The organism is Pseudoalteromonas sp. 1_2015MBL_MicDiv (assembly GCF_002407505.1).
GTDB lineage: Bacteria > Pseudomonadota > Gammaproteobacteria > Enterobacterales > Alteromonadaceae > Pseudoalteromonas > Pseudoalteromonas fuliginea.
The window spans coordinates 1,741,802-1,755,768 of the sequence record NZ_CP012737.1; the positions used below are offsets into that span (position 1 = coordinate 1,741,802).

Annotated in this window: 14 protein-coding genes and 1 pseudogene; 12 read left to right on the forward strand and 3 right to left on the reverse strand. The window is 39.9% G+C overall.

The window, feature by feature from the left end; all coding sequences use genetic code 11:
- The first annotated feature begins 79 nt into the window (after positions 1 to 79).
- From secD to AOR04_RS07945, 5 genes are all read left to right on the forward strand, one after another.
- On the forward strand, positions 80 to 1,918 hold the full coding sequence (gene secD, locus AOR04_RS07925) for a protein translocase subunit SecD (RefSeq protein ID WP_096792982.1): 1,839 nt from the start codon (positions 80 to 82) through the stop codon (positions 1,916 to 1,918).
- Complete coding sequence (gene secF, locus AOR04_RS07930) at positions 1,911 to 2,855, forward strand: protein translocase subunit SecF (RefSeq protein ID WP_096792983.1); 945 nt, start codon at positions 1,911 to 1,913, stop codon at positions 2,853 to 2,855. Before secD ends, secF begins: the two co-directional genes overlap by 8 nt.
- A gap of 181 nt (positions 2,856 to 3,036) precedes the next feature.
- Entirely contained in the window at positions 3,037 to 3,513 is a 477-nt protein-coding gene (locus tag AOR04_RS07935; RefSeq protein ID WP_096792984.1) for a GreA/GreB family elongation factor, read from the forward strand.
- Positions 3,514 to 3,836: 323 nt separating this feature from the next.
- Positions 3,837 to 4,094, forward strand: a complete 258-nt coding sequence (locus AOR04_RS07940) for a type II toxin-antitoxin system Phd/YefM family antitoxin (RefSeq protein ID WP_096792985.1) — start codon at positions 3,837 to 3,839, stop codon at positions 4,092 to 4,094.
- The gene (locus AOR04_RS07945; protein ID WP_002962733.1) at positions 4,082 to 4,381 is read left to right on the forward strand and encodes a type II toxin-antitoxin system RelE/ParE family toxin; all 300 of its coding nucleotides are present in this window, start codon (positions 4,082 to 4,084) and stop codon (positions 4,379 to 4,381) included. Before AOR04_RS07940 ends, AOR04_RS07945 begins: the two co-directional genes overlap by 13 nt.
- 39 nt (positions 4,382 to 4,420) lie before the next feature.
- On the opposite strand, the pseudogene AOR04_RS07950 reads toward AOR04_RS07945, so the two are convergent.
- Positions 4,421 to 4,720: pseudogene (locus AOR04_RS07950) on the reverse strand (IS110 family transposase); the annotation flags it as partial.
- Positions 4,721 to 4,862: 142 nt separating this feature from the next.
- Here AOR04_RS07950 and AOR04_RS07955 point away from each other — a divergent pair.
- Together AOR04_RS07955 and AOR04_RS07960 are read left to right on the forward strand one after the other, a co-directional pair.
- Positions 4,863 to 5,330, forward strand: coding sequence for an SLATT domain-containing protein (locus tag AOR04_RS07955; RefSeq protein WP_157770539.1), 468 nt, complete (start codon positions 4,863 to 4,865; stop codon positions 5,328 to 5,330).
- 146 nt (positions 5,331 to 5,476) lie between these two features.
- Positions 5,477 to 5,914 carry a hypothetical protein gene (locus AOR04_RS07960; protein WP_096792987.1) on the forward strand — a complete coding sequence of 146 codons (438 nt, stop codon included), beginning with the start codon at positions 5,477 to 5,479 and terminating at the stop codon, positions 5,912 to 5,914.
- A 99-nt stretch (positions 5,915 to 6,013) separates the two neighbouring features.
- Here the strand turns inward: AOR04_RS07960 and AOR04_RS07965 are convergent, their stop codons facing one another.
- Positions 6,014 to 6,352 (reverse strand): zinc ribbon domain-containing protein YjdM, encoded by a 339-nt coding sequence (locus AOR04_RS07965; RefSeq protein ID WP_039490162.1) that lies wholly within the window; start codon positions 6,350 to 6,352, stop codon positions 6,014 to 6,016.
- 293 nt (positions 6,353 to 6,645) lie between these two features.
- On the opposite strand from AOR04_RS07965, the gene AOR04_RS07970 reads away from it, so the two are divergent.
- The 3 genes from AOR04_RS07970 to AOR04_RS07980 are packed head-to-tail and all read left to right on the forward strand — an operon-like array spanning position 6,646 to position 9,678.
- Complete coding sequence (locus AOR04_RS07970) at positions 6,646 to 8,040, forward strand: RimK family protein (protein ID WP_096792988.1); 1,395 nt, start codon at positions 6,646 to 6,648, stop codon at positions 8,038 to 8,040.
- 4 nt (positions 8,041 to 8,044) lie between these two features.
- Entirely contained in the window at positions 8,045 to 9,157 is a 1,113-nt protein-coding gene (locus AOR04_RS07975; RefSeq protein ID WP_096794103.1) for a GNAT family N-acetyltransferase/peptidase C39 family protein, read from the forward strand.
- Positions 9,158 to 9,165: 8 nt separating this feature from the next.
- The gene (locus AOR04_RS07980) at positions 9,166 to 9,678 is read left to right on the forward strand and encodes an MgtC/SapB family protein (RefSeq protein ID WP_002960746.1); all 513 of its coding nucleotides are present in this window, start codon (positions 9,166 to 9,168) and stop codon (positions 9,676 to 9,678) included.
- Positions 9,679 to 9,711: 33 nt separating this feature from the next.
- Here the strand turns inward: AOR04_RS07980 and AOR04_RS07985 are convergent, their stop codons facing one another.
- A complete protein-coding gene (locus tag AOR04_RS07985) occupies positions 9,712 to 10,722 on the reverse strand; it encodes a GlxA family transcriptional regulator (protein WP_096792989.1) in 1,011 nt (336 codons plus the stop codon).
- Between the two features lie 126 nt (positions 10,723 to 10,848).
- On the opposite strand from AOR04_RS07985, the gene AOR04_RS07990 reads away from it, so the two are divergent.
- Entirely contained in the window at positions 10,849 to 12,756 is a 1,908-nt protein-coding gene (locus AOR04_RS07990) for a beta-ketoacyl synthase (RefSeq protein WP_096792990.1), read from the forward strand.
- 180 nt (positions 12,757 to 12,936) lie between these two features.
- Positions 12,937 to 13,962 (forward strand): energy transducer TonB, encoded by a 1,026-nt coding sequence (locus AOR04_RS07995; protein ID WP_096792991.1) that lies wholly within the window; start codon positions 12,937 to 12,939, stop codon positions 13,960 to 13,962.
- The last annotated feature ends 5 nt before the right edge of the window (positions 13,963 to 13,967 follow it).

A 13,967-nucleotide genomic window follows, 5' to 3' on the forward strand; every position in this document is an offset into this window, starting at 1 on the left:
ACTTTTAAAGTTTTAGCCTGCAGATTAATTGTGCTTTTAAAAAGTACGTTGCTAGCATTTCTGGCAATAAGGATTAAACATGTTAAGTTTTAAAAAAGATAAAAAGCCGTCTACGGCTAAGTTCAAATTAAGCTATATAGCCATGCTAATAGTATTGGTTTTATTAGCTATCAGCGCATTACCAAACCTATATCCAAACAAATCGTGGTTGCACATAAGTGCTGCCCCGCACAGCGAAACGCAATCTTTACCAAGCACTAAAACCCTAGTTACCTTTTTAAATAACCAAGGGCTTGAGGTTGAGCAGGGTTTAGATAAGCAATCGACTATTAATGTACTTTTAAACGAGCCAACTAAAAGCGCTCAGGCGCAAGTGGCTATAAAAGCGCAATATCCAAACACGCAAGTAAAAATTGTTGAGCATGCAACCAGCCCTACATGGTTACAAGATTTTGGTTTATCACCAATAAAGCTGGGCCTTGATTTAAATGGCGGTGTGCTATTTGTACTAGACGTAGATTTAGATAAAGCCGTTGATGAGCAATTAGTCAGTGCGTATCAACAAGCTAAATCAATCATTATTAAGCAAAAAGCACATGGCGTAAAAGCGAAGCAAACTCAGCACGGGTTTGAAATAAACGCATTGCCTAATGCAACCGACAAGTTAACCCCCGTTATTAAAGAGCTACAAAGCCGATTTGCTAATTTAGCCGTTGTAACAAGCAATAATGGCAGCGTTAAAACTGCCAAATTTAGTTATTCAGAGCAAGGCCGCAGCAGCTTTGATAAAGAAGTAATGGGGCAAACACTTACAACCCTTCGTTCACGTATTGAAGAGTTAGGCATTACCGAAGCGGTAACACAGCAACAAGGCAAACATCGCATTCGTATAGAGCTTCCTGGCGTACAAGATCCAACCGAAGCTAAGCGTATTATTGGTGCAACAGCATCGCTTGGTTTTTATCAATTAAAAGAAATAGGCGGACAAACATTTAATATGCAATCGGGCGGAACGATAAAGCTCGATCCTGTGCCAATTTTTACAGGCGATCATATTAATAATGCAAACATAGGCCGCGACGATTGGGGTAAACCACTTGTACAACTAAGCCTAGACGGCCAAGGTGGGGATGCTATGTCGGCGTTTTCAAAAGCCAATATTGGTAAGCCAATGGCGACGGTTTACTCTGAGTACTCTCAAAATGCTAAAGGCGAAGTAGTTAAAAAAAGCGAAGTTATTAATGTTGCCAATATTGCTCAGCATTTAAGTTCGCGTTTTAGTATTACCAATATGAAAAGCCAACAAGCGGCAGCCGACCTAGCATTATTACTACGTGCAGGCTCGCTTACCGCACCCGTTACAATTGTGCACGAACAAACAATAGGCCCAAGCCTCGGCAGCGAAAATATTAGTAATGGCTTAGCCGCGCTTATGTTAGGCATGGGTATTACGCTTGCATTTATGGCGCTTTGGTATCGCCGTTTAGGCCTTATTGCAAACGTAGCACTTATATTAAATTTAACGTCGCTTGTGGGCTTAATGTCATTATTACCAGGGGTTGTGTTAACCCTGCCGGGTATCGCTGGCCTAGTATTAACCATAGGTATGGCGGTAGACACTAACGTAATAATATTTGAACGCATTAAAGAAGAACGTCGCCAAGGCCGTGCACCATATCAAGCTATTCAAGAGGGTTATAAACAAGCCGCAAATACAATATTTGATGCCAATATAACCACCATGATCACCGCACTTATCTTATACGGCATAGGCTATGGGCCCGTTAAAGGTTTTGCCATTACATTAGCACTGGGGCTTTTAACGTCTGTATTTACAGGTGTGTACGTATCAAAAATATTAAGCCAAACGTTGTATTTAAAAATGGGTAAAAAAGCAGGAGTAAAAGCACATGCTTAACACTTTTTTGAAAGGTGAAAAGGGCACACGTTTACGTTTTATGGGCATGCTTTTAAGCGCCATTTTAGTGCTGCTATCCGTATTTACGCTTGCGCAAAAAGGTCTAAATTTTGGCCTAGATTTTACCGGCGGTTATTTAACTGAGTTTACAACTAGCCAAAGCGTTGAGCTAAAAGAGCTTCAATCGTTTATTGCTAAAAATCACAACGGTGAGTTTGAGCTAACCGCACAAGGGAATAGCCATTTTCAATTAAGAGAAGCGCCAAGTGCATCAACTACATCAACAACAGCTAATAGTCCTGATTGGCAAAGCGCCGTTACACAAAACGATGATATAAACGCACAGGTTTTATCGTCAGCTTATATTGGCTCACAAGTGGGCGATGAGTTATTTGATCAAGGCTGTTTAGCCATGTTTGCTGCAATGATTGCAGTAATGATTTACCTTGCAGTGCGTTTTGAGTGGCGCTTAGCCGTTGGCTCTGTGGTTGCGCTAGTGCACGATTTAATACTCGTACTTGGGTTATTTTCACTATTACAAATTGAGTTTAACCTAACCGTGCTGGCAAGTTTACTGGCTATTATTGGTTACTCACTTAACGACTCAATAATAGTGGGAGATAGAGTGCGCGAGCTTTTACGTGTTCCATCAAACAATATACTTAGCCCTGCAACTATTATTAATAATGCGATTAAAAGTACACTAACACGTACCTTAATAACGTCGGGTACCACACTTGCAACGGTTGCGAGCGTTTGGTTACTTGCAGGCGCACCACTGCAAGGTTTTGCTATTGCATTATTTACCGGCATTGTAGTGGGTACGTTCTCGTCTATTTGTATAGCGGCAACCTTGCCAGAGCTATTGGGCTTAAGCGCTAAAAACTACGAAGTTAAAGTAGATGCCCACACGCAAACATTATTAGATATGCCATAAAGTTTTTAATAAAGGATAAGCAAAGAGCTGCACCAACCAACAGCTCTTTGCTTGTTTAATGCTTATTTAAACCCCGCTAGTATTCCCACCAAACTTGCGGGGTTTAAAACAATGGTTTTAAGCCTAGCAAAAATGTTAAACTAACTGCCTTATTTTTACTGCCAGTATTGTATTAATCCCCATGAATAAAACCCACGTTATCGAACATCTTCGTTTTGCGCTAGAAGCGCAGCTTACAACAGCAAAAGTAGCGGCAAAAACTGCGCACGACACCGCCACACATGAAGAAAACATAGCCGAAAACAAATACGATACCCTAGGGCTCGAAGCCGCTTATTTAGCACAAGGCCAAGCCCAGCGCGTAAACGATTGCTATAAAAGCATAGAATTGTTTGAGCCTGCCTTTAACGAAAAGCCTACCGACAAAATAGCTATCGGTTCGCTGGTATGTTTAGAAGATGATAACGCAGCCCAAAAATGGTTTTATTTAGGCCCTGCAGCTGGTGGTTTAACAGTAAACGTTAAACAGCACGCAATTGCTGTTGTAACACCCGGCGCACCAATGGGTAAGCAGTTACTAAATAAACAGATTTATGATGAAATTACGTTAACAATTGCAGGTAAAGCCCACGAATATGTTGTGGTAGAGATCTTATAAAGCTTTGGTTTTTAAGAGAAGCGTTTGCTGGCAAAGCTATGCCAACGTAATAATCGCTTATTTATATTCATAAATTAATTGTCGGATGGCATGGCTCCGCCATTTATCCAACCTACAGCTATGTTTTTATAGCGTAACGTGGTGTGTATTTCAATTTCTACAAAGGCATATAATGAGAAGTACCTAATAGTTTAAAAGTGAGCAGGGTTGACGTTAGGTGCTTCCTTTTTAATTGAGTTTAGTGGTTATACAGCCTCGTTAGTTGTATTTCCCAAGTTGGCTACTCGGTGCTACTATAGTGATACATCTGTTTGGGGATTATTATGAGAGTAGAACTAGTAACAACATTGAAGCGTCAAGCAACGAAGATATTATCTGAACTTCATTCCTCTAAAGAACCTGTGTTGATAACTGAACATGGGCAACCATCTGCATACTTAGTAGATGTTGATGATTATGAATTTATGCAAAAGCGTATGCAAATTCTTGAGTCTCTTGCAAAAGGAGAGCAAGCAATAAGTCGTGGTGAAAACATGTCGAATGTTGAAGCTAAAGATAAAATGAATAAATGGCTGAAATAATTTGGACTAATCCAGCTTTGAATGATCTTAACGATATCGCTGAATATATCGCATTAAGCAATTTGCAGTCAGCGAAAAAATTGGTTTCCAAAATATTTGAAAAAGTTGAACGTCTCGAACTCTTTCCTGAATCAGGTAAAAAACCAATTGAGTTAGCTAACCTAAATTATCTTGAACTGGTCGTGAATCCTTGTCGTATATTTTACAAAAAAGATAACGATAAAGTATATATTTTGCACGTAATGAGACAAGAACGAGACTTACGAAAATTTTTGTTGCTAACGTAATATACAGCTAACAACACGCCCTGAGGTGGACAGCAAGCGCTAAAGCTCACTTTCCACCGCAAATTTTAACAGCGGTGAACTCTTACTTTTCAATGCAGTTAAGTAAGTTGATTCATCGTAGGGCGTATGTGTTTTCCAGCGCCTAAATAGGATTTGCATCCACTTAAATGCCAATGATCTAATGATGGTATTATGGGTTTTTCCTTTGGCTTCTTGCTGGCGATAATATGCTTTAGCCCAAAATGAATAACGCACAGATAATCCTGCCCATTCCACAAATGTTTGCCTTAAAAATTTAGTGCACGAATATCGCCAGTGTATCCATTCTTTCTTGCCACTGTACCACTACACTTTTTATATCCTGTGTAAAAGTACAGTAATAGATTGAACAAAAATAGGAACTCAGATATGGTTTGTTTATCAATAAAAACAAATAAAAACGAGTTACTCTACAGGCTCGTTAGGTGCAAAGGAGATAACTGTGGATCATCGAAAGGTTGCATTAGAATGGAGTAATCGTGTGGCTGCAGTAGCACATGGCCATTATCTCGCTGCATCTAGATACTCTCGACTCCATTTTTGGCTTGGCTTACCAACAGTTTTACTCGCAACAATTGTTGGAACAACGGTTTTTGCTACACTCCAGCAAAAGCCAGAAATTTGGTTGCAAATCACAGTAGGCTTAATGAGCATTACCGCAGCCGTACTATCTGCACTACAGTCATTTCTAAATTATTCAGATAAAACTGAAAAGCATAGAACTGCAGGCGCACGTTATAATGCAATCGGGCGTGAGTTGGAGCAACTTTTAGCACAAGAAGATAACTGGGCCTTACTTGATACTATTCGAGAAAAGATAGACCAACTTTCCCAAGAAAGCCCTCACATTCCAAATACTGTACGAAGCTCTATAGCGGATATAAGTGAAGGTGCTCTTTGGACAGAGTAGTTTAAAATACACCTAACTAGAAAATAAAGCGTGACTGCTAACAGTTTACTCGGTTCCACTTCGTTTCATATTTTGGCAAGCTATTGACCGATTAATGCTTTGTTAGATTTCTACGTAAGCTCAGTCTATTCAGCTCTGGAGAATAAATGAACAAAGGATTTGCGGGTATATTTGAAACGGATTCTGTACTAAAGACTGTCGTTTTATGTGTGTTAACTATAGGCTCACATTTAATATATAAGCTTTACCGATTTACGAGCCAGATCAATCTTCATACCGAACTTAAAATACCTAACTTATTTATTACAACTACCATTGTTTTATTTATTATTTCTTTAGGTAGTTTAATTTATGGTTTAGCTAATTATCATGACCTTGCTATTCTAAAAAGCTCAATTGGTATTCATGCTATATCTAGTGCTTTCGATGTAACTTGGATTGTCATGGTTCGTAATCGTATTAACTTAATAGCGGACTCTAATAGAGGTGACAAACTTTGGTTAAATCCTTTTATTACGTCAATTTTCCATGTTATTTATATACAACATAAAATCAACCAAGGCTTGGCTAAAAACGCAATATAATAAGCAAGTAAATAGGGGCAATATTGTTATTTTGCTTTAGTGAACACTTCCTCATTCCTTTGAGGAGGTTAGGTGAATTAGTTTTGTTAAACACTTAACTCAATTAGCCTTTTTCACAAACTTAGCAGTTACCATCATTTCGCCAATGCCTTCTACTTTACAATCAAGTTCGTGATCTTTTTTATCAAGCACACGTCTAACAACCGCTTTGGTGCCAATTTTAATTACTTGTGAGCTGCCTTTAATTTTTAAATCTTTGGCTACTGTCACTTTGTCGCCATCATTAAGTAATGTGCCGTTGGCATCTTTAACTAAAATAGCGTCTTCATCGTTTGTATTATTTGGGTTCCACTCATGGGCGCACTCGGGGCAAATAAGCAGTTGTTGGTCTTCGTAAACATATTCACATTGGCATTTTGGGCAAGCAGGCAGCGACATTTTTAACTCTCTTAAGGTGTTGTTTTGCGTATTTTAATCTGCGTTATTAGTTAATCAATATTTTTCATCTTCACGCTAAAAATATCTCGTTTGTGCGTTTTTAAAAAAAGGCATATAAAGCACATGTCGCTTAAGCAATTTAAGCGCTAACTCGTACAGTAGGTACCTGTTAAAGCACCCATCATATTAAGTGATTCGCGCAATGCCCACTTAGTACGATGGGTGTTTCTATTTATAATGCTTAGTATTTTACTAAGCATGCTTTTTATATTTTGACTTAACTAGGAAAAGTCGTGTTTAAAACCTTAATTGTGGTTGATAACAACGAGCAAACGCTTGCTCAATCGTTCGAAAATGTAATTACGTTTAATACTTATTTACGTGATTACCCAAAACAAAACGAACCCAAAACACGCATTATTAATCTGTGCGACTCAAGCCAATACTTGAGCAAAGGTTACTATTGCTCATTACTTGCAGAGGCGCGCAAGCACCAAGTTTTACCCAGTGTAAAAACCATAAATGCACTTCGAAGTGGTCAAGCTCCTATGTTAAATGTTGGCCAAATAGATGGCACACTTTACTTTGGTAATGCCCAAAACGATTTACAATCAAAAGCGGCAAAGTCGGTATTTAAGCAATATCCTGCGCCTATTTTATTTGTTGATGAACAGGGGTTACTACAACAAGGGTCTTTGTCGTCTTTAAATGAGCAGCAGTACAGCGACTTTGTAGCCAAGCTAGATAACTTTACTAAAACGCAGTGGCGAATTGGTGCGGTGCAACGTCGTTTTAGATGGGACATGGCAATACTTGTTGATCATAATGAAAAAGTACCGCCGAGCGATAAAGACGCCATCGCACGCTTTATTAAAGCAGCGGCTAAACACGGTATTTATGCACAAGCATTAAGCTTTGACGAAATTGATAATATTGCCCAGTTTGATGCGTTATTTATTCGCCAAACTACAGCGATTGACCACCCAACGTATCGCCTTGCAAGTAAAGCGCAAAGCCTAGGTTTAGTAGTTATTGACGATGCTGAGTCTATTTTACGTTGTTGTAATAAAGTGTATTTACACGATGCGTTTAATTATCAAAAAGTGCCAAGTTTAAAAACGGTTGTAGTGGCTGATCAATCAAGTGAAACGCTTGAGCAGCTAGAAGAAGCGTTTACGTATCCGCTTGTTTTAAAAATGCCTGAAGGGTCTTTCTCAAAAGGTGTATTTAAAGTATCAAACCGTGACGAGCTTAAAGCTAAGCTTACAGAGCTGTTTGAGTTTAGCGCATTAGTGCTTGCACAAGAGTACATGTATACCGAATACGATTGGCGAGTGGGTGTGTTAAATGGTCGTGCAATTTATGCATGTCGTTATTTAATGGCGCGTAACCACTGGCAAATTTATAACCACGATGCTAAACGGTTTTTCTCTGGTGGCTTTGAAACATTGCCAACCTTTGAGTTACCAAAAGCGGTATTAGATGCAGCTTTAAAAGCATGTAAAACAGTGGGTAGGGGTTTATATGGCGTTGATGTTAAAGAGCATCAAGGCAAAGCATACGTGCTTGAAGTAAACGACAACCCAAGTATTGATTACAAAGTAGAAGACGGCTATTTAGGCGATGAGCTATACATGATCATTATGGATGAGTTTAAACAACGCTTAGAAGCACGAGGCCGTGGGTAATAACATGAGCAACCTTGTTATTCGAAAGGCGCTTAGCAGTGATTTAAACGCACTGATTGACGTTGAAAACGCCTGCTTTAATAACGATAAATTGAGCCCGCGCAGTCTAAAACGCTGGCTTAGTGCAAAACACGGTATTTTACTCGTTGCAGAAAATGGCGAGCAAATATGCGGCTATGGGCTAGTGTGGTGCCATAAAGGGACTCGTTTAGCGCGTTTATATTCGCTTGCTGTTTTACCAACTATGCAAGGTAAAGGTATTGCAAAAGCACTGCTTACTAGCCTTGAAAAAGAAACGTGTGAGCGGGCTCGTATTTACCTTCGTTTAGAAGTGGCAGTAAATAACGAAGGTGCCATTGGGCTTTATAAAAGCTTGGGTTACAGAGTGTTTGGTCAATACAGCGATTATTATGATGACCACAGTGACGCACTACGAATGCAAAAAAACATTCGACAAACAAGTGAGTTAAAAGTGGCGCGTTTAACGCCGTGGTATCAGCAAACTACCGAGTTTACGTGCGGACCTGCTGCGCTATTAATGGCAATGGGGGCACTTGAGCCAACTACTGAGCTTACCCAATCGCATGAGCTGGCACTTTGGCGTGAAGGTACCACCATTTTTATGACATCGGGTCATGGTGGTTGCCACCCGTTTGGTTTGGCACTTGGGGCTAATAAGCGTGGTTTTAAAAGCGAGGTAATGGTTAATACCACAGAGCCTTTGTTTTTAGATGGCGTACGCAACGAAAACAAAAAAGTGGTACTTGCCACCGTGCATCAACAATTTGTAGATGGTATTGCACAAGCAAATATACCGCTTACGCATAAAGATGTAGAGCTTGAGCATATTGAGCAGTGGTTAAGTAAAGGCTTTAGTGTGCTGTTATTAATTAGTACATACAGTTTTGATGGAAAAAAATCGCCACATTGGGTGTGTGTTACGCACCTTGATGAGCACTGCGTGTATGTTCACGATCCGTTTTGTGAGCCCGGTAACGATAAACAGCTCGCAATAGATTGCCAATATGTACCTATTGCACGAAGTGATTTTAGTAAAATGTCAGCGTTTGGTAGCCAACGTTTAAGAACGGCGGTGGCTATAGCTAATAAAATATAAGGTTAACAGTGACTTTTTTAGATTTAATTGATGTAGCCCCGTATTCGTGGGCAGCTATTGGTACTGCGGCTTTTTGCGGTGCTATTATTGGTATAGAGCGCCAATTGCGTGGTAAACCTGTAGGCATTCGTACTTCTGCGTTAATAACTTTGGGTACGTATTTGTTTTTATCCACTGCGTTTAATTTACAAGGGGATGTAATAGATCATTCTCGTGTAGTGGGGCAAATAATTACAGGTATTGGCTTTTTAGGGGCTGGCGTTATGCTCGCAAAAGATGGTGCGGTAGTTGGCGTAACCTCTGCTGCAACCATTTGGGTGCTTGCATCAATAGGCGTTATGATAGCGACCGAAAACTTAGGCGCAGCTATTAAACTCTCTGTTCTGGTGGTGGGTATTTTATACGGTGTAGACGTACTTGAGGCTAAATTTAAAAGCTTAAGCAAAGGCGTACACACTAAAGTAAAAAACTATCAAAAGCGCTATTATCGAAAAGAATTTAACGAATCAGAACGCCACTAAAAGTGGCGTTTTTTAGTGTTATTGAAATAGTTACTAGCCAAACAACTTTCTCCTAACTACTTTTCTGTAGCCACTGGGTGTTTGGCTTAATACTTTTTTAAACACGCGTGTTAAATGCCCTTGGTCATTATATCCAACTTCTAAAGCCACTTCTTGAATTGATAAATTTGATGATGCTAATAACTCTTTTGCGCCTTCTACACGTAGTTGTTGCCAATACTCAATTGGGCTTTGGTTAGTGGCGGCTCTAAAACGGCGGGTAAAAGTACGGTAGCTTAAGCTAAATTGTGCCGCGACTTCTTGCAGGTTTAACTCGGTGGCTAAATTGGTTTTTAGCCAAAATTGAATTTGCGCAATTAGCTCATCGGGGTGGCGGTCTACTGCACCTTCTAAGTAGCGTTGATCTTCGTAGGGTTTACGTATTTCGTGCGAAAAATTACGCTCTACATGCTGCGCGGCAGCTTTTGTGTAGTATTGGCTAATAATATGTACGATCACATCTGCAAGGGCATTAAGACTGGCCACCGTATACATTCGCTCTGACTGGGTTATAAAAAAGTCGGGCTTTAGGTGCACCTGCGGGTAGTCATGGCTAAATTGTTTGGCGTAATGCCAATGGGTGGTAGCAGGGTGGCCATCAAGTAATCCTGCCTCAGCTAGTAAGCAGTTGCCAGTACCTACACCAATTATATGACTGCCTTTACTAAAGCTTTCACTTAGCCAATCAACTATTTCTTGATTTGTTCGCACCACTGGGCGCGGATTTCGCCAAATACCCGGCACTATAATCAAATCGCTGTAGGGCGCGTTAGTTGTTATGCAATCAGGATTTATAGCAAGGCCTGCGCGGGTGGGTATAGATTCAGCACTTTTAGCCACTAAATTTATAGCAAGTGGCCTAAAGCTTTGCTTATCAAGATGCCCTTTAGCAAAGGCCTCGCCGGCTCTTAGCATTTCTATAGGCAGCGTTAAACTAGTCACTAATAAATGCGGATATACCGCTATAGCAATGTTTAGTGGTGGATTAGTGTGTTTATCAGTCATATAAATGCTCCGACCAGTACATTTTGGCCTTTTGTGCTGAATATTTGGCTATTAAAGCACAATGCGTGGTGCATAATCCATTTAAACTGCCTCTTCTCCTCATAACACGTTTCTAAAAGGTAAATTATGACAGCATTACCCGTTATAGTAGGCATGGGTGGCATTAACGCCGCTGGCCGTACTTCTTTTCATCAAGGTTATCGCCGTATCGTGTTAGATAGTTTAAATGCTCAAGATCGCAGTGAAACATTTTTAGGCCTCGCCACACTGATGAATCTAGTAAGCGTTGTAAACGGCCAGTTACAAGATACACAAGGTAATAATGTTGAGCAAAGCGACATAGAAGCACGCTTTGGTGAGCAAATTATTGCTGGTACACTTATTCGTAAAATTGAAAAAGAACACTTTGATGCCGATGCCACACCGTGGCAGCAAAAAATGACACTAACCGCATCAAGCGATAACGCAATTGTGTTTGAAACGCGCGCTCGCGACTTACCTGCACCAGTTCCTGCTAGCTGGCAAGTTGAAGAGCTTGAAGGCAAAAAAGTTAAAGTAACTATTGCAGCCGACTTAGACGTAAAGCACGACTCAACACGCGATAACCCAATTAAATCTGCTGGGCAATTTCCGACTGGGTTTGATCCATCAGTTATGTATAACAGCCGCTATCAGCCTCGTGGTTTGCAAGCCACTATTTTTGCAGCTACCGATGCTATTAAATCAACAGGGCTTGATTGGCAGCATATTATGAATAGCGTAGAACCAGATAAAATTGGTACCTATTCAGCATCGGTAATTGGCCAAATGGACGACAAAGGCCTAGGCGGTTTAGTAAAGGCGCGCCAACAAGGCGACCGTGTTAGCACTAAGCAGTTAGCACTGGGCTTAAATACAATGTCGACCGATTTTATAAACGCCTATGTTACGGGCAATGTAGGTACTACATTTTCGACCTCGGGCGCATGTGCAACGTTTTTATATAATTTACGTGCAGCGGTTAATGATATACAAGCAGGGCGTACACGCGTTGCGGTTGTCGCAAGTGTTGAGTGTGCTATTACACCAGAAGTTGTAGAAGGCTTTGGTAACATGAGCGCACTTGCAAACGTTGAAGGGCTGCGTCGTTTAGATAACCTATCAAATGATGAAGAACCAGACTACCGTAATAGCAGCCGCCCATTTGGCGATAACTGTGGCTTTACATTAGGTGAAGGCGCGCAAGTTGCTATTTTAATGGATGATGCTTTAGCCCTTGAGTTGGGCGCTGATATTATGGGCAGCGTACCGGATGTGTTTGTCAATGCAGATGGCGTTAAAAAGTCGATTACGTCACCTGGCCCAGGTAATTATATTACCATGGCAAAATCAGCCGCACTTGCTAGCAGCTTATTAGGTAAAGAAGCACTGCAAGAACGTAGCTTTATTTTAGCCCATGGTTCTAGTACACCGCAAAACCGTGTAACAGAGTCTTTGATTTATCATAAAGTAGCGCAAACGTTTGCTATTGATAACTGGAAAGTAACAGCGCCAAAAGCGTATGTTGGCCATACTATTGCACCTGCAAGCGGTGACCAGTTAGCGATTGCGTTAGGCATATTTAGTCATAATATTATGCCGGGTATTACCACAATTGATAAAGTGGCTGATGATGTTTATAGCGACCATCTTGATATTCGTAATAGCCATTACGAATGCGCTGATATGGATATTGCTTTTATAAATTCAAAAGGCTTTGGCGGAAACAATGCAACAGCTACTGTACTTTCACCAAAAGTAACAATGCAAATGCTTGCTAAGCGCCATGGCGATGATGTTATGACTAGTTACACACAGAAAAATAGTGTGGTTAGCGCTTCGCAGAAAACGTATCAAACGCAAGCAGATTTAGGGCAGTACGAGCTTATTTATCGCTTTGGCGACGGACTTATTGACGACAACGACATTGTAATAGACGAGCAAAGTATTCAGTTACCAGGCTTTGAAAAAGCAATTACGTTTAGCACAACAAACTCCTATCAAGATATGTTTTAAGCACACATACTTGTTAGCAAGGCGCTTTTTAAGCGCCTTTTTTAATGCCTCAAATATATTTATCTATTAAGTTTTTTCTAAGTAAAGCTCATTAAATGAACTAATTTTTGTATTTACACTTGCTTTTATATCGATCGTTTGTTTCTATTATATAAACACTATCTAGGATGGATAAAATCGATGAAAAAACTCATATTAGCGCTTTCTTTAACTTCTGCTTTTACTCAACTCCCTGCGTTTGCTGACGACTTTGTCCCTGCAGAGGTGATTAATAAAAATTACGATCAACTTACTAATACCTCACCGCGTGCGTCTCGATTAGAAGGAATTAATTTAAGTAGTTATCTTGTTGATGAAAACGGCCAAGTGAGCGATATCGAAATTGTAGCTACAGCTGGTCAAAAAAAGTATCAAAGAGAAGTAATGGACTACGTGTCTAAGCTCAACTACAAAAGTGCAAAATTAAATGGCGAGACTATACCTGTAGCAAAAACTATTACTGTAAGTTCGCAAAATTTACATGCTGGTTTTTCAAATGATAAAGCGTCTCGCGGCTTTTTTAATGATTATGAACAAGCTAGTAAGTTAATCGATGAAAAGAAATACGATGAAGCTAAAAGCCGTATTAATGAGTTAGAAAACGAACATACGAAAAATACGGTTGAGATTGTTTTGCTTGCATGGCTTAAAAGCCAGCACAGTTATTTTGTACAAGACTGGAAGAGCTTTGATCAGCACATCAACGAAGCATTTTTATTTCGAGGTAACCTACCAGATCAAATTCAAAAACGTGTGATAAAAAATGCATTACAATGGTTTATATCAAAACAAGATTATGTACGTGCCTATGACGCAATAGATGCGTTAGGCAATATTGAATCCATCACTTTTACACAGCAAAATAAGGAACAGTTATTAGCTCAAGTTACTGACATTTATAAAAGTTCTGGCGATATAAAACAACAAATAGAGCTATTGCCTAAGCAGGCGGTATTACCTTTATTGTCAAAAAGTGAAGTAGCGCTTGAAGCGCAAATGCCGCTAACTAAAGTCCAGTTACGCTGCGAGAACAAAGTAGTAAATTACGATACAAGCACAATTGATAAAATTGTAATTTCACAAAACGATGTGCGTTGTGGGTTATTAATTAAAAGCGCTCAAGCACAAACTGTTACGCTAAAGCAAAGTGGTGATAGCTTTTTATAAGTTTT

Excerpts from the sequence above, each read along its gene's own strand:
- secD (WP_096792982.1), top strand. The coding sequence starts at position 80 with ATGTTAAGTTTTAAAAAAGATAAAAAGCCGTCTACGGCTAAGTTCAAA.
- secF (WP_096792983.1), top strand. The coding sequence starts at position 1,911 with ATGCTTAACACTTTTTTGAAAGGTGAAAAGGGCACACGTTTACGTTTT.
- AOR04_RS07935 (WP_096792984.1), top strand. The coding sequence starts at position 3,037 with ATGAATAAAACCCACGTTATCGAACATCTTCGTTTTGCGCTAGAAGCG.
- AOR04_RS07940 (WP_096792985.1), top strand. The coding sequence starts at position 3,837 with ATGAGAGTAGAACTAGTAACAACATTGAAGCGTCAAGCAACGAAGATA.
- AOR04_RS07945 (WP_002962733.1), top strand. The coding sequence starts at position 4,082 with ATGGCTGAAATAATTTGGACTAATCCAGCTTTGAATGATCTTAACGAT.
- AOR04_RS07960 (WP_096792987.1), top strand. The coding sequence starts at position 5,477 with ATGAACAAAGGATTTGCGGGTATATTTGAAACGGATTCTGTACTAAAG.
- AOR04_RS07965 (WP_039490162.1), bottom strand. The coding sequence starts at position 6,352 with ATGTCGCTGCCTGCTTGCCCAAAATGCCAATGTGAATATGTTTACGAA.
- AOR04_RS07975 (WP_096794103.1), top strand. The coding sequence starts at position 8,045 with ATGAGCAACCTTGTTATTCGAAAGGCGCTTAGCAGTGATTTAAACGCA.
- AOR04_RS07985 (WP_096792989.1), bottom strand. The coding sequence starts at position 10,722 with ATGACTGATAAACACACTAATCCACCACTAAACATTGCTATAGCGGTA.
- AOR04_RS07990 (WP_096792990.1), top strand. The coding sequence starts at position 10,849 with ATGACAGCATTACCCGTTATAGTAGGCATGGGTGGCATTAACGCCGCT.
- AOR04_RS07995 (WP_096792991.1), top strand. The coding sequence starts at position 12,937 with ATGAAAAAACTCATATTAGCGCTTTCTTTAACTTCTGCTTTTACTCAA.